This is a genomic window from Cognatilysobacter bugurensis (assembly GCF_014652095.1).
Taxonomy (GTDB): Bacteria; Pseudomonadota; Gammaproteobacteria; order Xanthomonadales; family Xanthomonadaceae; genus Cognatilysobacter; species Cognatilysobacter bugurensis.
The window spans coordinates 347910-364079 of record NZ_BMYD01000002.1 but is presented as its reverse complement, the minus strand read 5'-3'; the positions used below and the strand labels follow the sequence as shown (position 1 = coordinate 364079).

Here is a 16170-nt window from a genome sequence, read left to right as displayed (position 1 = left end):
CGACCATGGCCACTGCCGCGTCACGTACGTCCCGGCTGCACCACGCGCTCGACGTGGCCGTTCGCACGGCCGCGGCGGCCGTGGCCGGCTACGCGGTCGCGCATGCGTTCGCCGCATGCATGGCCGTGGTGCTGCCGTTCGCAAGACCGGACCGCGTTGCGGCCGGCACGCTGCTGTCGTTCATCCCGTGGGTGCTCGTCGCGCTGCACGCGTTTGCTGCGCGCTCCGCATGGCGTGCGTGGTGGCGGCCGGGCGTTGCATTCGTCGTGATGATGGCCGTCGCCCTCGCATTCCCCGATGCAGGGCTGCGGCCGTAAGGAGAACGCCATGAAGAACTCCCTGCGCCAGTCGATGGCCTGGCTGCACACCTGGTCCGGCCTGCTCGTGGGCTGGCTGCTGTTCGTGATCTTTGTCGGCGGCACGATCGCGTGCTTCGACCGCGAACTCGACGACTGGATGCGGCCCTCGCTGCACGGCATCGAAGGCACGCCCGCGCCGAAGTTCGATGCGGCGATGGCGCAGATCGCCACGCGCGCGCCCGAGGCGCATGCGTGGTGGGCGCACGTACCCCATGAGCGAGAGCGTGCGATCGAGGCGGCGTGGATGCTCGACGACGGCTCGATGGACAAGCTCACGCTCGACCCGCGCACCGGCGAGCCGATCCCCGAAACCGCAGGCGGCGACTTCTTCTTCGAGCTGCACTGGAACCTGCACGCCGGCAACACCGGGATGTGGATCGTCGCGATCGCGGGGTTGCTCATGCTCGTCGCGCTAGTGGCGGGCGTGATTACGCACAAGCGCATCTTCAAGGACTTCTTCACTTTCCGCCCGAAGGCCGGCGGGCAGCGCGCGTGGCTGGACGGGCACAACGTGACCGGCGTGCTCGGCCTGCCGTTCCACCTGCTCATGGCCTATACGGGTGTGATCATCTTTGCGACGAGCTACATCAGCGGCGGGCTCGACACGGCGTACAAGGGCGACCTCGAGCGATACTTCCAGGAGGCCGGTGGCTTCAACGAGCGCGAGGACGCAGGCCGCCCGCTCGAGCGGCTGCATTCGATCGACGCGCTCGTCGCCGATGCGCAGCAGCGCATGGGCCAGCCCGTGGACTGGGCGTCGGTGGAGCATCCCGACGATGCGAGCGCGCTGATCATCTTCGGCACCGACCACGCGCGCCGCGTGGCCTGGGACATGCAGCAGGTGCAGTACGACGCGGCGACAGGCGCGTTCGTGCACCACAGCAGCCCGCCGACCGCGGGTTATCTCACCTACTCGTTCCTCGGCGGGCTGCACATGGTGCAGTTCGGCGGCAGCGGCCTGCGCGCGCTGTACTTCCTGCTCGGGCTGACCGGCTGCGTAATGATCGCGACCGGCATGCAGGTGTGGGTGCGAAAGCGCGAACGCCGCGTGGCCGAGGCCGGCGTGCTGAGCGGCTACGCGCTTGTTGTCGGTCTGAACATTGGCGTCGTGGCGGGCATGCCGATCGGCGTGGCCGCGATGCTGCTCGGCAACCGCTTGCTGCCGGCGTCGATGCCCGATCGCGCCGCGGCCGAGATCACGGTGTTCTGCGCGGCCTGGGCCGCGGCGGCACTGTGGGGCGCGTGGCGCGCGCGCTGCGGCCGCGGATGGGCCGAGTTGTTCGCGGCATCGACCGTGCTGTTCGGCGCGGTGCCGCTCGTGAACCTGCTCACCACCGAGCGCAGCCACCTGCTGGCAACACTGCCGCGTGGTGAGTGGGCGCTGGCGGCGGTGGACCTCACGGCGCTCGCGTTTGCGGTCGCGTTCGCGCTGATGGCGCGCCGTGCGATGCCGGCGGCTGCGCGCGAGGATGTGCCGGCGCGCGGCGCCGTGGCATTGGGAGAGGTGTGAGATGGCTTGGTGTGCAGCATTGCTGATCGTGGTCGGCTGGGGCGCGCTCATGGCGTCGATGGAACGCCATGCGGATCTGTTCACCGCGGTGCCGGCATCGATGCGGGCTGGACTGCGCATTGCCGCGTGGGCGCTGTTTGCGATCAGCTTCGCATTGTTCGTCGGCACGCTCGGCATCGAGCAGGGACCGGTGTACTGGACCGTGTGCCTGATGCTGGGGGCGATCGCGGTCGTGCTGTCGGCGACGTTTGGGTCGAGCCGAACGGTGCGCGGTCGGTAACGCCGGTCACGTCGGCGATGAGCGCTCACGCGTGAGCGCTTCAGGCTAAGGGTTCGCAACCTTGTACATGCGCGCATGATGCAAAGCGCGACCGTCCACTGCCGCTGCTGCGGCGCTTGCGCCATTGCATTCGTGCAGCGCGATAGTGCGTGCAGGCGCAGCGCTTGTTTCGATCAGCTGCTTCCGACCTGCCCCTTTCAACCTGTTGCATACAAGCGCGACCGGCGATGTCGCGCTGTCGCGCTGTCGCGGATGAAGCCTGGGCAACACATGCGGTGTTAACGGCCTTGCCCCACTGCGTTAATGCCCCTCCCGATAGCCTGTTCGCACGGTTCGACAACAGCGTCACGTGCGTCGGGCCGTTCATCCCAACAGGAAGAATGAGGAGAACACATCATGGCGAACAACAACCAGAGCGGTAAGAACCAGGGCGGTAACAACGGCGGTTTTGATTCGATGGATCAGAACAAGCAGCGCGAGATCGCAGCACAGGGCGGTCGCGCATCGCATCAGGGCGGCAATGACGGGCACGAGTTCAGCTCGCAGGAAGCCCGCGAGGCAGGTCGCAAGGGCGGCCAGGCCAGCCAGGGCGGTAACACCGCCACCAATCAGGGCGGGAACTCGAGCGGTGGCAACAACGGCGGTGGCTTCCAGAACATGAGCGCCTCGGAGCAGCGGGAGATTTCGAGTAAGGGTGGCCAGGCCAGCCATAGCGGCGGCGGCAACAACCGCTAAGCTCGACTGATCCGAAGCTGATGGAAAAACCCCGCATTCGCGGGGTTTTTTCTTGGCTGGTTGCTTGAGGCGAATGGCATCCGGCGAAGCGCTTCAGCCCGATGCTGCGCCCGCATCCGTCCCATGCCGCGGCAACGCGATCGAGATCGCCGCGCACAGTGCGACGAAGACGCCCGAGCCCAACAGGCAGGCCGCAAGCCCCCAGGTCTGGTACACCCAGCCCGACAGCACGGTGCCGATGAGACGGCCCATCGCGTTGGCCATGTAATAAAAGCCGACGTCGAGCGAGACGCCGTCCTCGGCGGCGTACGAGACGATGAGGTAGCTGTGCAGCGATGAGTTGATCGCGAACAGCATGCCGAAGAGCGAGAGCCCGCCAATCACCACGACCGCGGGTGAAAGGTCCAACGCAAGGAGCGCGGCCATCGCGAACGGCACCACCGCGAGCGCGGCCGCCCAAGCGAACGCGGCGCGACCGTCGGGCACGGTGCCGCGGCGCTTGCCGGTGAGATGCGGCGCAAGCGATTGCACCGCGCCGTAGCCGATCACCCACAGCGCGAGAAAGCCGCCGACGCGCCAGAAATCCCAGCGGAGCGTGTCGGCGAGGAAGACGGGCAGCGCGATCACGAACCAGATATCGCGCGCACCGAACAGGAACAGCCGCGCCGCCGAGAGTGCGTTGATCGCGCGGCTCTTGGACAGCAGCTCGCGGAACTTCGGCTTGGCTTTCGCACGGCCGAGATCGCGCTTGAGCAGCACGAGGCTGGCGATCCATACGAGCGCGAGCGCGGCGGCCATTGCACCGACCGCACCGCGGAAGCCCACCGTGGTGAGCAGCACGCCGCCAACGAAGAACCCCACGCCCTTGAGCGCGTTCTTCGAGCCGGTGAGCGCCGCGACCCAGCGGAACAGCCTGGCCTGTTGGTCGCCAGGGACGAGCAGCTTGATGCTGCTCTTCGCACTCATCTTGTTGAGGTCTTTCGCGATGCCCGACATTGCCTGCGCGGCCATCACCCACGGCACGACAAGCGCGGCCGCAGGCACGAGCAGCATCGACAGGGCGACGACCTGCAGCGCGAGACCGATGTTCATCGTGCGATTGAGCCCGATGCGCGCACCGAGCCAGCCGCCGAGCAGGTTCGTGACGACGCCGAAGATCTCGTAGAACACAAACAGCCCCGCCACCTGCAGCGGCGTGTAGCCGAGCTGGTGGAAGTGCAGCACCACGAGCATGCGCAGCGCGCCGTCGGTGAGGGTGAACGCCCAGTAGTTGCCGGTGATCAGCAGGTACTGGCGGACCTCGACGGGCAGGCGCGCGAGCACGCTTAGGCGTCCGCGTTGCCGACGAGGCGCACGAGTTCGGCCGTGCGGTTCACGTAGCCCCACTCGTTGTCGTACCACGCGTAGATCTTCACCTGCGTGCCGTTGACGACGAGCGTCGAGGGCGCATCGACGATGCTCGAACGGGGATCGGTGCGGTAATCGACCGATACCAACGGGCGCGTTTCGAACCCGAGGATGCCCTTGAGCGGCCCTTCCGCGGCGGCGCGCAGCAGTCCATTCACCTCCTCGACGGTGGTCGCGCGTTCGACCTCGAACACGCAGTCAGTCAGCGAGGCGACGACGAGCGGCACGCGCACGGCGTGGCCGTTGAGCCGGCCTTTGAGCTCAGGAAAGATCTCCGCGATCGCGGTGGCCGAGCCGGTGGAAGTCGGGATCAGGCTCTCCCCGCAGGCACGCGCGCGGCGCAGGTCCTTGTGCGGCGCGTCGACGATCACCTGCGTGTTGGTCAGGCAGTGGATCGTGGTCAGGCTGCCGTGGCGGATGCCGAGCCCTTCGTGGATCACCTTGACCACCGGCGCAAGGCAGTTCGTCGTGCACGAGGCGGCCGAGACGATGCGGTGTTTTTGCGGGTCAAAGCGGTCTTGGTTCACGCCCATGACGACGTCGAGCGCGCCCTCGGCCTTGACCGGTGCGGTGACGACGACGCGCTTCACGCCCTGGTCGAGGTAGGGCTGCAGCACGTCGGGCTTGCGGAACTTGCCCGAGGCTTCGATGACCACGTCGCAGCCGGACCAGTCGGTGGCCGCGAGTTCCTTGTTGCGCGTGAGCGGGATGCGCAGGCCGTCGATGACGATCGCATCGCCGTCGGCCGTTGCTTCGTGCGCCCAGCGGCCGTGCACGGAATCGAAGTTGAGCAGGTGCGCGAACGTGGCGGCGTCGCCGGCCGGGTCGTTGATCTGCACGAACCGCAGGTCGGGCCGGCCCCACGCGGCGCGCAGGGTCAGGCGGCCCATGCGGCCGAAGCCGTTGATGCCGACGCGGATAGCCATGGAGTGGTCCTATTGATTAAGAAGTCAGGAATGCGGCTCAGCGCGCACCGGCGGTCGCGTTCGGCGCACAGCCGCTCACGGGCGCGCACTGCGACAAATCGCCGCCGCAGCAATTTTTCGTGAGGAAATCGACGAGCCCCTGCACACGCGCGAAGTTCGCCCGGTAGCGGATGCGGCGGCCGCTCGGCTCGGCCGTGACGAGCTCGGCGTGCAGCAGCGTCTTCAGGTGGAACGAGAGCGTGTTGGCGGGGATGTCGAGCGTCTGCGCGATTTCCGACGGCAGCGCGCCGTCGGTCCCCGCGGCGACGAGCGCCTGGAACACGGCCAGGCGTGAGGTCTGGGCCAAGGCGGAAAGGGCAGCGACGGCGCGGTTCGTATCCATATTTCCAGAGTAATGGAAACATCGTGACAAATTCGCGGCAGCCGGCGGTTTAATCGGGTCTCGCAACTGCGCTCGACCCGCCCTGCGTATCGTCGATGATCCATCGTCGGCGCCCGGGCCTGCTGCCTCGCGTGCAAAACGCGTGGGACTTCAACGCTTTACATCGCTTGGCAGATGGCTGTTTCGGGGCAGCTCAAACCGGTCCGGATGTGCGCCGGGTGGCCGGATCGCGCCCGCGGCCTCGTCTTTGAAGACGTAGCAGGCCTCAGGTCTCGCCCGACTCACATCAAGAGGACCCAATGACTGCCCCCGTACACCTGCTTTGGACCGGAGGCTGGGACTCCACGTTCCAGCTGTTGCGGCTGTTGCTCGTGCACCGGCTGCCCGTGCAGCCGATCTACCTGATCGACGACAAGCGCAACTCGCTCGACGTCGAACTGCGCACGATGGCCCGCATCCGGGACGAGCTGGCCACGCGTTACCCGCAGACGCGCTCACTGATGCTGCCGACGTGGAGCGCGAAAGTGTCCGAGATCCGCCCCGATCCCGAGGTCGATGCCGCCTGGGCGCGCCTCAATGCGATCGAGCCGCTCGGCACGCAGTACGCGTGGCTCGGACGGTTCTGCCGCGAGCACGGGCTGAGCGAGGTCGAGACCGGCTTCGAGAAGACCCGCAACGGTGCCGGCGCGCTGCTGACCGACCTCGGTGAGCCGGGCGTGTCCGCGCACGGCTACCCGGTCGACCGCATCGCCAAGCAACACGCCGATGCGCAGATCGTGTTCGGTTACTACGCGTTCCCGCTGTTCCACATCACCAAGCAGGACATGGCGCGCGAGGTCGACGAGCGCGGCTGGCGGCCGATCATGCTCGCCACGTGGTTCTGCCATCGCCCGAACGAGATGCAGCCGTGCGGCGTGTGCAACCCGTGCGTGGGCGTGGTCAAGGCCGGGCTCGGCTGGCGCATTCCCGCCAAGCGCCGCCTCTACGGCGCGGTGCACCGCGCGACGATCGGGTTCGCAAAGGGGCTGTTGCGGCGCCTGCGCGACGCACTGCGCGGCTCCCAGCAGGCCGGCGCGAACGCCTGAGGTCCGTAAGTGACCGCCTGAGTTCCGGCCAGGCCGCCGAGGCGGCCTTGTGCGCCCAGGCCCACGTGTCCGCGCACCACCGCGGGCTCAGGCGGCCGGGCGCGTGACTGCGTCGAGCGTGGCGAGAAGCTCGGATTCCCGCACCGGCTTGACGAGATGGCGGTCGAACCCTGCCGCGCGAGACGTCTCCCGGTCCCCCGGCTGGCCGTAACCGGTCAGCGCGATATACGCGGCGGCGCGCCAGCGCGGCATCGCCTTGAGCGTCTCGGCTAGCTCGTGGCCGGTCATGCCGGGCAGGCCGATGTCGAGCACGAACACGTCGAACGTGGCGTCCGGCGCCTGCGACGCGTCCAACGCCGACGCGGCGTCGTGCGCCAGCTGCACCCGGTGCCCGGCCAGGCGCAGCACGTCGGCGAGCGTGGCCGCCCCGTCGATGTTGTCGTCCACGAGCAACACGGACAGCGGTCTGCGGTCTGCGCGCGGCGGCGTGTCGACGACGGCCGCGCCGGTCGCGTGCGCGCTCAGCGGCAGCGACACCGTGAAGGTGCTGCCGAGGCCTTCGCCGGGGCTGGCCGCCGTGACGCGGCCGCCGTGCAGCAACACCAGGCTGCGGACCAGAGCGAGCCCGACGCCGAGCCCGCCCTGGGCGCGATCGGACGTGCGCTCGGCCTGGGTGAACAGGTCGAAGACCTGCGGCAGCAGCGCAATCGGCATGCCGACGCCGCTGTCGGCGACCACGACCTCCGCTCCGCCTGCCTTCTCGGCCAGCGTGAGCCTGAGCTGGCCGCCGGGCGGGGTGTATTTCGCGGCGTTGTTGAGCAGGTTTGCGATCACCTGGACCAGCCGCGTGCGGTCGCCGTCGACGACCACGGGCGCATCGGGCACCTCGACCTGCAGCGCATGGCCGCGCGTGTCGATGAGCGGACGGACCTGCTCGACCGCCGCCTCGAGCACGGACTGCAGCGCGACCGGCCCGCGTTCGAGTTCGACCAGGCCGCGGGTCACGCGCGAGACGTCCATCAGGTCGTCGACGAGCTCCTTCATGTGCCCAACCTGACGCGTGATCACCGCGCCGGCACGGCCGACCATGGCCGCGTCGTTCGGCGCCATCTGCAGCAGCCGCGCCGCCGAGCTGATCGGCGCGAGCGGATTGCGCAGCTCGTGCGAGAGCAGCGCGAGAAACGAGTCCTTCGTGCGGCTCGCCTCTTCGGCCTGGCGGCGCGCCTCGCGCTCGCTGGCCAGCAGGCGCTCCTGTGCTTCCTCGAGCTGACGCCGGTGCGTCACGTCGACCACGAGCAGCAGCCGCGCGCCTTCATCGAGCGCGGCCACCCGGCAGTCCAGGTGCAGCGGGCGCGCGGACCCGGCGGGCATCGTCAGCACCGGCGCATACGTGCCCAGCGCGGCGCCCTGCCCGCATTGGGCCAGCAGTTCCCCGATGAGCCCGGCGACCTCGGGCGCGCCCACGTCGGTGCCGAGCATGCGGTGGAGTTCGGCATTGCTTTCGACGATCGCGCCGTCCGCTGCGACCATCGCGATGCCGACCGGCGCGGTGCGGAACATCGCCTCGAAGCGCGCGCGCGAAATCTGCTCGGAGTACTCGGCGGTGCGCGCGCGGCGCAGTGCATTGATCGTCGCGACCAGCACGCCCGGATCGACCGGGTGGGTCAGGTAGGCGTCCGCGCCCGACTCGAGCCCCCGGATCTTGTCCTCGTCGCGCATGCGTTGCGCGGTGAGGTGGATCACCGGCACGCGCGTGTTGACGGTGCCCTCGCGCAGCCGGCGGCAGACCTCGAACCCGTCGAGGTCGGGCAGGTTCACGTCCAGGACGACCGCGTCGCAGCCGGCCGCGAGCGCGATGCCTTCTTGGCCGGTCACTGCCTCGAGCACCTGGACGCCGGCCGCACGCAGGATGCGAACGGTCGAATAGCGCGTGGAATTGTTGTCGTCGACGACCAGGATGGGCCGATCGACCTGGATCTCACCGATCAAAGCCCGTCTCCGGCTGCCTCCGCCGACGCCCCGGCAGGCGTAGGCGCATGAGCCGGAAGGATCGCATGGAATGTCGAGCCGACGCCGGGCGTGCTTTCGAGCTCGACCCGACCGCCGAGCAATTCCGCGAAGCGCCGGCACAGCGACAGGCCCAGGCCGGTGCCGCGGCGCGCGGCCCGTGCGGATGGCAGTTGCACGAAATCCTGGAACAGCTGGCCGATGTCCTCGGCCGCGATGCCGATGCCGGTGTCGGCAACCGAAAACCGCACGAAGCCGTCGCCTTCCGCCCGCGCACTGACCGTGATCGAGCCGCGCTCGGTGAACTTGTAGGCGTTGGAAATGAAATTGCGCAAGATCTGCGCGACCTTCTGGTTGTCCGAGAACATGCGCGGCATGTCGACCGGCTCTTCAAACACCAGCACGACATCGCCCGGCATCGCAATTGGCCGGAACATGCCGCGGAGTGCGGAGAACAGGTCGATGAGATCGAACCAGTCGGGCGAGACGGTGATTCGACCGGCCTCGACCTTCGCGAGGTCGAGCAGGTCGTCCACCATCTCGCTCAGCTCGGCGGCCGCGCTCTGGATGAACATGACCTGCCGCTCCTGCTCGTCGCTGAGCGGCCCATCGAGCCGCGCCATGAGCAGGCCGCCCATGCTCTGGATCGAGACCAGCGGAGTGCGGAACTCGTGGCTCATGTACGAGAGGAACCGGCTCTTGAGCTCGGAGACCTGGCGCAGTTGCTCGGCCTGCTCGTCGAGTTCGGAATACAGCGCGAGCACGCCGTTGTTGGTCTCGGCGAGTTCGCTGTTGAGCGCGTCGATGCGAGCGAGCGCATCGTCGAGCTGGCGGCGGAGGCGATCGGATTCGGAATCCATGCGCGGCCTCAGGTTTCGATGACGAGCACGGTGGCGTCGTCGCGTGGGCGTTGCGCGTCGCGGAACAACACGCCGGCGATGACCTGCGGATGGCGCGTGCGCAGGCCCGGGTAGTCCGACAGGCGCCAGCGTGCGCTGAGCCCGTCGCTGTGGAGGACGACGAGCGACCGCGCGGACACGTCGATGCGCTGCTCGCGCACCGCGGGGCACGTCGCGCCCAGCGTGCCGCTCTGCCCGGCGAACCCGCGGCTGTCGTCGAGGCCGATCACCGACGCCGCGACGTTGCCGATGCCGGCGTGGGTAAGTGCATTCGCCTCGTGGTCGTGGACCACGATCGAGCAGGCCGCGCCACGCGTCGCCCGTGCGCGTTCATGCGCGAGCTGCAGGCAACGTGCGGGCGCCTCGGGGTGTTCGCCGTGGGTGCGCAGCACCACCTCCGTTGCAGCCGCGGCGCCGGGGCCGTGGCCGAGCCCGTCGGAGAGCGCAGCGGACCAGCCCTGCGCGGTGGGGATGAACTGCCAGCCGTCGCCGCTGTCGAGTTCGCCCGCGAGCGCGAGCGCGATCGAGCCGCGACGCGGGCCGGGTGTGTCCCCGATGCGTGCGAACAGCACGCTGCCGCGTGCGTCGGAGTGCGCGTCGAACAGCGTCGCCGCCCGACGCACGGCGCCGAGGCCGGTGCCGGGCGTGCCGCTGGTCGAGTAGCCGTCGTCGAAGCAGCGCCCCAGGTCCATGCCCGGGCCGTGATCGATCGCGACGACATCGACCGCCGCGTCCTCGCCCTGCCCGTCCGCGCGCAGCAGCAGGCGGCCGCGCGTGGCGTGCTTGAGCAGGTTGGTCGCAAGCTCGACGACGACGAGGCCGAGCCGGCCGGCCATGACGTCGGTCAGCCCGGCGAACTCGGCCGCGCGCGCCGCAAGCCGTCGCGCTGCACCGACCTGCGTCGTATCGTCGAGCGCGGCGAGCTGCCACTGCCCGGTGTCGTAGACCATCACTGCCACCGCGTGATCGTGACGCGCGTGCCGCGGCCGGGCGCGCTGTCGATCTCGAAATCGTTGACGAGCCGGCGCGTGCCGGTGAGGCCGAGCCCGAGCCCGCCGCCGGAGGTCCAGCCGTCGGTCAGCGCGAGCGACAGGTCGGCAATGCCGGGGCCTGCGTCGACAAAGGCCAGGCGCAGGCCGGTGCGGGCGCCATTTCGGACCACGTCCCAGTGCATGTCGCCGCCGCCGCCGTAGACGAGCGCGTTGCGCGCGAGCTCGCTCGACGCGGTGACCATCTTGGTCTGGTCGACGAGCGAGAACCGCAGCCGCTGCGCGATCTGCCGCACGGCCTGGCGCGCGAACACGATGTCCTGCTCGCTGCGCAGCGGCAGCGAGCCCGTATCGGCGGCGCTCACTCGTCTGCGTCCGCGCCGCGCCCGGCCGACAGCATCGCGAGTCCGCGCTCCACGTCGAGCGCGGTCTTGACGCCGGGCATCGCGATGCCGAGCTCGACCAGCGTGATCGCCACCGCGGGCCGCATGCCGACGAGCACCGTCTCTGCATCGAGCACCTTCGACATCGCCGAGGTGTCGGCGATGATGCGGCCGATGAACGAGTCGACCATCTCGAGCGCGGAGATGTCGATGACCACGCCGCGCGCGCCGGTCTTTTCGATCATGCGCGTGAGGTCGTCCTGCAACTGCAGCGCAATGCGGTCGTGCATGTCGACCTGGATGGTGACGAGCAACACGTCACCCATCCGCAGGATGGGAATGCGCTCCACGTCAGCCGCCGCGCGCGGTCTTGACGACGGTGACGCCGGTGCGGACCAGCGCGAGCGAGAGCGCGTCGGCGAGGTTCGCCTTCGTGGTCACGTTGCCGAGGTCGACGCCGAGGTGGACGATCGTCTGCGCGATCTGCGGGCGCACGCCGCTGATGATGCATTCGGCGCCCATGAGGCGGATCGCGGTGACGGTCTTGATGAGGTGCTGGGCGACGAGCGTGTCGACGGTCGGCACGCCGGTGATGTCGATGATCGCGATCGCCGAGCCGGTGTCGGCGATGCGCGTGAGCAGCGTTTCCATCATCGTCGCGGTGCGGTTCGAGTCGAGCGTGCCGATGATCGGCAGCGCGAGCACGCCGTCCCACAGCTTGACGACCGGGGTCGACAGCTCGAGCAGCTCCTGCTGCTGGCGCTCGATGATCGACTCGCGCATGCGCTGGAACGCGCCGATGCAGCGCAGCGCGAGCTTGTCGATGAGCTGGGTGGCATCCCAGGTCGCGGCAGCGAACGCCGTCGGATCGCTGGCAAGGCGCGACTGCAGCTGCACGAACACGGCGCGCTTGAGCGAGAGCACGAACGTCGCGGTCTCCTCGGCGGTGAAGCCCTGCAACACGCGGTCGCGCGCGAAGTCGTCGAAATAGCGGTCGAGCGCGGTGAAATCCGCCGTGGTGCCGCCGTCGGCGGTCACGCGGATCGCCTGCACGAGCTGCTGCAGCATCTCCGACGCATTGCCGCCGAGCTCCTCCTTCGACACCCGGCCGCGCAGGCTGGACGCCGACTCTTCGATCGCGCGTACCCACGCATCGAGAATCGTGGACTGGTCGGTCTCGAGGATGGACTTCAGCGATACGGCGTCGGACATCGGATTTCCCCCGGCAAATGGTGGCGGAAGGTATCACGGCGCCGTGAACGGACCGTGCGCCCGCATGCCGCACTGGGCCGCTTATGCTTGCGTGTCGGAGGGGATTTCATGGCACGCGTTCTACTGGTCGAAGACGAGGCGGCGATCGCGCAGACCGTCGAGTTCGCGCTGCGCGCGGAGGGGCACGAGACCGTGCACGCGCTGACCGGGCGCGCGGCGCTGCATGCCGCCTCCGGCGACGCGTTCGACCTCGCGATCCTCGACGTGGGCCTGCCCGACATCGGCGGGTTCGCGCTGTGCCGCGAGCTGCGGCGCGCGCGCGACCTTCCGGTCATCTTCCTGACCGCGCGCGACGCCGAGGCCGACCGCGTGCTCGGCTTCGAGATCGGCGCGGACGATTACGTCGCCAAGCCGTTCTCGCCGCGCGAACTCGTGGCCCGGGTGCGCGTGGTGCTGCGGCGCAGCCAGGGCGCGACCGCGCCACGCGGGGCGTTCGAGCACGACGCGGCCGGCCACCGCATCGCCTTCCGCGGTCGCTGGCTCGATCTCACGCGCTATGAATACGGCCTGCTCGCCGCGCTGCTGCAGCGGCCCGGCGCGATCCTGACCCGCGCGCAGTTGCTCGACCGCGTCTGGGGCAGCGACACCGAGAGCACGGACCGCACCGTCGACACGCACGTCAAAACGCTGCGCGCGAAGCTGCGCGAGGTGGATGCGAATGCGGACCCGATCCGCACGCAGCGCGGGCTTGGTTACTGCGTCCAGGTCGACTGACGCGTGCGCATCGGGCTGCGCATCTTCCTCGGCTATTTCGCGATCGTCGCGCTAGCGGGGTTGCTGCTGTCGCAGGTGTTCCTCGCGCAGGTCAAGCCCGGCGTGCGCCAGGCGATGGAGGACACGCTCGTCGACATGGCGAACGTGCTTGCGGAACTTGCGGCCGACGATCTTCAGGCCGGCCGCATTGCCGACGGCCACTTCGCGCAGGCCGTGCGCTCGCTCCGCGGGCGCGATCCCGGCGCGGCGATCTGGGGCTTCGAGAAACGCACGGCGACCTACCGCATCTACGTGGCCGATGCGCGCGGCATCGTCGTCTACGACAGCACCGGCCGCGACGTCGGGGCGGACTACTCGCGCTGGAACGACGTCTACCTCACCCTGCGCGGGCGCTACGGCGCGCGCTCGACCGCGGCCGATCCACGCGATCCCGACTCGTCGGTCATGCACGTCGCGGCGCCGATCCGCGATGCGGCCGGGCGCATCGTCGGTGTGCTCACCGTCGCCAAGCCGAACCGGGTGATCGCACCGTTCATCGAGCGCAGCCAGACGATCGTGCTGCGCTGGGGCGCGGTGCTGCTCGGTGTGGCGCTGCTCGTCGGCCTGCTCGCCGCGTGGTGGCTGTCGCGCCAGCTCGGCCTGCTGCGGCGCTACGCGCAGGCGGTGAGCGCCGGCGAGCGCGCGAGCCTGCCGCGCACAGCGGGCGAGTTCGATGAGCTCGGACGCGCGCTCGAAACGATGCGCACGCAGCTCGAAGGCAAGCAGTACGTCGAGCAGTACGTGCACGCGCTCACCCATGAGATGAAAAGCCCCCTTGCCGCGATCCGCGCGAGCGCGGAGCTGCTCGAACAGCCGCTGCCGGCGGACGATCGCGAACCCTTCGCCGAGGCAATCCGCACGCAGAGCGAGCGGCTGACGCTGATGATCGACAAGATGCTCGCGCTCGCGGCCGTCGAGCATCGCCAGCGGCTCGACGACGTGCATGCCGTGCGCGTCGCCGAACTGCTCGACGAGGTCACGCGCGATGCGCAGGCGCGGCTGCAGGGGCGCGGACAGCGACTCGAGGTGCACTTCGACGATGCGGAACTCCAAGTCGCAGGCGACGGGTTCCTGCTGCGACAGGCGCTCGTGAACCTCGTGGAGAACGCGTCGGACTTCGCGCCGGCGAGCAGCGCGATCGAACTACATGCGGAGCGCGACGGCGAGGTTGCGCAGTTGTGCGTGCTCGATCGCGGCCCAGGCGTGCCCGATTACGCGACACCGCGCGTGTTCGAACGCTTCTACTCGCTGCCGCGGCCGGACGGCGGCAGCCGCAGCAGCGGGCTCGGGCTGTGCTTCGTCGCCGAGGTGGCGACGCTGCATGGCGGCAGCACCGCGCTCGACAACCGCAATGGCGGCGGCGCGGCCGCGACGCTGCGGGTGCCGCTCGCGCGCTGACGCTTCACCCTCGCCTCACCCAAAGGACATCCGCAGTCCATCGAGGTGCACGACGCTGGCCGCCTTCTTCCTGACGGACAGCCCCATGCGCACGTGGATCAAACTCGCGGCGGTGCTCGCGCTCACGCTCGCGATCCTCATTCCCCTTTCGCTCGTGCGCGACGTGATCCACGAGCGCCAACGCTATCGCGCCGAGGCGGTGGCCGACGTGGTGCGCGCGTACGCGGGGCCGCAGGCGTTGGCGGGGCCGGTGCTGACCGTGCCGTACACTGAGTGGGCGAACGTGCTCGAACCCGACGCCGCAGGCGCGATGCGCAGCGTGCGCAAGCGCGTGACCCGGCAATGGACGTTCTTCCCCGCGCAGCTGCGGGTCAGCGGCCCGCTCGTGCCGACCGTGCGCCGCCGCGGCATCTACGAGGTGCCGCTGTACGCATGGAACGGCGACGTGCGCGCGGAGTTCGACGTGACGCTGCCGTCCGACGCCACGGCCGATGCGCAACGTGAGATCGGCACGCCGGTGATGAGCTACGGGATCGCCGACGTGCGCGGCATCCGCGGCACGCCGCGGCTGCAGATCGACGGACGCGTGACGGCGCTTCGCGAGGGGCACGGCGTGCGCGATACCGGCGGCCTGCACGCGCGCCTCGAGGCGCCCGACGGCGCGCGGCTGCGGTATTCGACGCAGCTCGCACTTGATCTTGCAGGCGCGGAATCGCTGGCCATCTTCCCGCTCGGCACGCGCAACGACGTGCGGCTCACCTCGACGTGGCCGCATCCAAGCTTCCAGGGCCGATCGCCGGCCGACAGCCGCGTCGGCGCCGAGGGTTTCGCGGCGCAGTGGCAGCTGGCCTCCGTCGCAACCGACGTGCAGCGCGAGTACCTCGCGGGCCATGCGATGCAGCCGCTGCCGGCGGTCGACGAGCGCACGCTCGATGCGCTCGGCGTGGTGCTGACCGACCCGGTGGACGCGTATTCGCAGGCCGATCGCGCAACGAAGTACGGGCTGCTGTTCGTGCTGCTGACGTTCGTGGGCTTCTTCATGTTCGAGCTGATCCGCGCGCTGCCGATCCACCCGATCCAGTACGGGCTGGTCGGCCTCGCGATCGCGATCTTCTTCCTGCTGCTCGTGAGCCTCAGCGAGCACGTGGCGTTCGGCTTGGCCTATGCGATTGCCGCGTTCGCCTGCATCGGCCTGATCGCGTTCTACCTCACGGCGGTGCTGCGAAGCGCCATGCGCGGCCTGGGCTTCGGCGCGATGCTCGCCCTGCTTTACGCAGCACTGTACGGGCTGCTGATCTCGGAAGACAACGCGTTGGTGCTCGGTGCGGGCCTGCTGTTCGTGATTCTGGCCGCGATCATGATTGTCACGCGCCACGTGGATTGGTATCGCGTGGCGGCTGTGCCGACGCGGACCATGTAGCGCCGACGCGTGCCGAACGCAGCGCGACGGATCAGGCCGTCGCGCTGCATTTTCTCGTGCAGGCTCGGCGCGGCGCGGCGCGGCGTCGCGTCGCGTCGCGTGGCGTGGCGTGGCGTGGCGTGGCGGGACGCGACCGACCCAGCAGCGCGACGTCAGGATCGTCGCGCACCCGCTTTCCGGCGACCGACCGCGCCGGCCGCCCGTAGGACACGTCACAACCGACAGCCGACGCCCTGCTGAGGCGCAGCCCACCGGGGCGATCCCTGCATCGCACTGACCCACGCCGAAGCCGGCACGGGCCGCTGGTTGATCGGGTCGCTTGATCAAGCACGCCGATCAAAGCACGTCGACCAAACGCGTTGATT

Annotated in this window: 16 protein-coding genes and 2 pseudogenes; 9 read left to right on the top strand and 9 right to left on the bottom strand. The window is 69.4% G+C overall.

Features of this window, described 5'->3' with window-relative positions; genetic code table 11:
- The first annotated feature begins 5 nt into the window (after positions 1–5).
- The 5 genes and pseudogenes from IE075_RS08770 to IE075_RS15980 form a co-directional block, all read left to right on the top strand.
- Positions 6–317: a DUF3649 domain-containing protein gene (locus IE075_RS08770; protein WP_189455492.1), complete on the top strand. Its 312-nt coding sequence runs from the start codon at positions 6–8 to the stop codon at positions 315–317.
- 10 nt (positions 318–327) lie between these two features.
- The gene (locus IE075_RS08765; RefSeq protein WP_189455490.1) at positions 328–1869 is read left to right on the top strand and encodes a PepSY-associated TM helix domain-containing protein; all 1542 of its coding nucleotides are present in this window, start codon (positions 328–330) and stop codon (positions 1867–1869) included.
- Position 1870: 1 nt separating this feature from the next.
- Positions 1871–2149: a DUF3325 family protein gene (locus IE075_RS08760; RefSeq protein WP_189455488.1), complete on the top strand. Its 279-nt coding sequence runs from the start codon at positions 1871–1873 to the stop codon at positions 2147–2149.
- A gap of 396 nt (positions 2150–2545) precedes the next feature.
- A pseudogene (locus IE075_RS15985) lies at positions 2546–2752 on the top strand (KGG domain-containing protein); the annotation flags it as partial.
- A 48-nt stretch (positions 2753–2800) separates the two neighbouring features.
- A pseudogene (locus tag IE075_RS15980) lies at positions 2801–2884 on the top strand (KGG domain-containing protein); the annotation flags it as partial.
- A 93-nt stretch (positions 2885–2977) separates the two neighbouring features.
- Here the strand turns inward: IE075_RS15980 and arsJ are convergent.
- The 3 genes from arsJ to IE075_RS08740 are packed head-to-tail and all read right to left on the bottom strand — an operon-like array spanning position 2978 to position 5599.
- Positions 2978–4207, bottom strand: a complete 1230-nt coding sequence (gene arsJ / locus IE075_RS08750) for an organoarsenical effux MFS transporter ArsJ (protein WP_189455484.1) — start codon at positions 4205–4207, stop codon at positions 2978–2980.
- Between the two features lie 2 nt (positions 4208–4209).
- Positions 4210–5217, bottom strand: coding sequence for an ArsJ-associated glyceraldehyde-3-phosphate dehydrogenase (locus IE075_RS08745; RefSeq protein WP_189455482.1), 1008 nt, complete (start codon positions 5215–5217; stop codon positions 4210–4212).
- A gap of 37 nt (positions 5218–5254) precedes the next feature.
- Positions 5255–5599 carry an ArsR/SmtB family transcription factor gene (locus tag IE075_RS08740; protein WP_189455480.1) on the bottom strand — a complete coding sequence of 115 codons (345 nt, stop codon included), beginning with the start codon at positions 5597–5599 and terminating at the stop codon, positions 5255–5257.
- A gap of 299 nt (positions 5600–5898) precedes the next feature.
- On the opposite strand from IE075_RS08740, the gene IE075_RS08735 reads away from it, so the two are divergent.
- Positions 5899–6684 carry a hypothetical protein gene (locus IE075_RS08735; RefSeq protein ID WP_189455478.1) on the top strand — a complete coding sequence of 262 codons (786 nt, stop codon included), beginning with the start codon at positions 5899–5901 and terminating at the stop codon, positions 6682–6684.
- Between the two features lie 87 nt (positions 6685–6771).
- Here IE075_RS08735 and IE075_RS08730 read toward each other — a convergent pair whose 3' ends face one another.
- Genes IE075_RS08730 through IE075_RS08705 form a run of 6 tightly spaced genes read right to left on the bottom strand, consistent with a single transcriptional unit; the run spans position 6772 to position 12174 of the window.
- A complete protein-coding gene (locus tag IE075_RS08730; protein WP_229792420.1) occupies positions 6772–8673 on the bottom strand; it encodes a hybrid sensor histidine kinase/response regulator in 1902 nt (633 codons plus the stop codon).
- Positions 8670–9551 carry a sensor histidine kinase gene (locus tag IE075_RS08725; protein ID WP_189455476.1) on the bottom strand — a complete coding sequence of 294 codons (882 nt, stop codon included), beginning with the start codon at positions 9549–9551 and terminating at the stop codon, positions 8670–8672. Before IE075_RS08725 ends, IE075_RS08730 begins: the two co-directional genes overlap by 4 nt.
- 8 nt (positions 9552–9559) lie before the next feature.
- Positions 9560–10540, bottom strand: coding sequence for an ATP-binding protein (locus tag IE075_RS08720; RefSeq protein ID WP_229792419.1), 981 nt, complete (start codon positions 10538–10540; stop codon positions 9560–9562).
- Positions 10540–10944 carry an anti-sigma regulatory factor gene (locus tag IE075_RS08715; protein ID WP_189455471.1) on the bottom strand — a complete coding sequence of 135 codons (405 nt, stop codon included), beginning with the start codon at positions 10942–10944 and terminating at the stop codon, positions 10540–10542. Before IE075_RS08715 ends, IE075_RS08720 begins: the two co-directional genes overlap by 1 nt.
- A complete protein-coding gene (locus IE075_RS08710) occupies positions 10941–11312 on the bottom strand; it encodes an STAS domain-containing protein (RefSeq protein WP_229792418.1) in 372 nt (123 codons plus the stop codon). The genes IE075_RS08715 and IE075_RS08710 overlap by 4 nt, the downstream gene beginning before the upstream one ends.
- Position 11313: 1 nt before the next feature.
- On the bottom strand, positions 11314–12174 hold the full coding sequence (locus IE075_RS08705; protein ID WP_189455468.1) for an STAS domain-containing protein: 861 nt from the start codon (positions 12172–12174) through the stop codon (positions 11314–11316).
- 108 nt (positions 12175–12282) lie between these two features.
- Here IE075_RS08705 and creB point away from each other — a divergent pair, with 108 nt between their 5' ends.
- The 3 genes from creB (at position 12283) to creD (ending at position 15805) form a co-directional block, all read left to right on the top strand.
- Positions 12283–12948, top strand: coding sequence for a two-component system response regulator CreB (gene creB, locus IE075_RS08700; RefSeq protein ID WP_189455466.1), 666 nt, complete (start codon positions 12283–12285; stop codon positions 12946–12948).
- 3 nt (positions 12949–12951) lie between these two features.
- Positions 12952–14385, top strand: a complete 1434-nt coding sequence (creC, locus tag IE075_RS08695; protein WP_189455464.1) for a two-component system sensor histidine kinase CreC — start codon at positions 12952–12954, stop codon at positions 14383–14385.
- Positions 14386–14470: 85 nt separating this feature from the next.
- A complete protein-coding gene (gene creD, locus IE075_RS08690) occupies positions 14471–15805 on the top strand; it encodes a cell envelope integrity protein CreD (RefSeq protein ID WP_189455462.1) in 1335 nt (444 codons plus the stop codon).
- Positions 15806–16170 lie beyond the last annotated feature (365 nt).

What these genes read in the sequence shown, in the direction of transcription:
- IE075_RS08770 (WP_189455492.1), top strand. Translation starts at nt 6, where the DNA reads ATGGCCACTGCCGCGTCACGTACGTCCCGGCTGCACCACGCGCTCGAC.
- IE075_RS08765 (WP_189455490.1), top strand. Translation starts at nt 328, where the DNA reads ATGAAGAACTCCCTGCGCCAGTCGATGGCCTGGCTGCACACCTGGTCC.
- IE075_RS08760 (WP_189455488.1), top strand. Translation starts at nt 1,871, where the DNA reads ATGGCTTGGTGTGCAGCATTGCTGATCGTGGTCGGCTGGGGCGCGCTC.
- IE075_RS08745 (WP_189455482.1), bottom strand. Translation starts at nt 5,217, where the DNA reads ATGGCTATCCGCGTCGGCATCAACGGCTTCGGCCGCATGGGCCGCCTG.
- IE075_RS08740 (WP_189455480.1), bottom strand. Translation starts at nt 5,599, where the DNA reads ATGGATACGAACCGCGCCGTCGCTGCCCTTTCCGCCTTGGCCCAGACC.
- IE075_RS08735 (WP_189455478.1), top strand. Translation starts at nt 5,899, where the DNA reads ATGACTGCCCCCGTACACCTGCTTTGGACCGGAGGCTGGGACTCCACG.
- IE075_RS08725 (WP_189455476.1), bottom strand. Translation starts at nt 9,551, where the DNA reads ATGGATTCCGAATCCGATCGCCTCCGCCGCCAGCTCGACGATGCGCTC.
- IE075_RS08720 (WP_229792419.1), bottom strand. Translation starts at nt 10,540, where the DNA reads ATGGTCTACGACACCGGGCAGTGGCAGCTCGCCGCGCTCGACGATACG.
- IE075_RS08705 (WP_189455468.1), bottom strand. Translation starts at nt 12,174, where the DNA reads ATGTCCGACGCCGTATCGCTGAAGTCCATCCTCGAGACCGACCAGTCC.
- creB (WP_189455466.1), top strand. Translation starts at nt 12,283, where the DNA reads ATGGCACGCGTTCTACTGGTCGAAGACGAGGCGGCGATCGCGCAGACC.
- creD (WP_189455462.1), top strand. Translation starts at nt 14,471, where the DNA reads ATGCGCACGTGGATCAAACTCGCGGCGGTGCTCGCGCTCACGCTCGCG.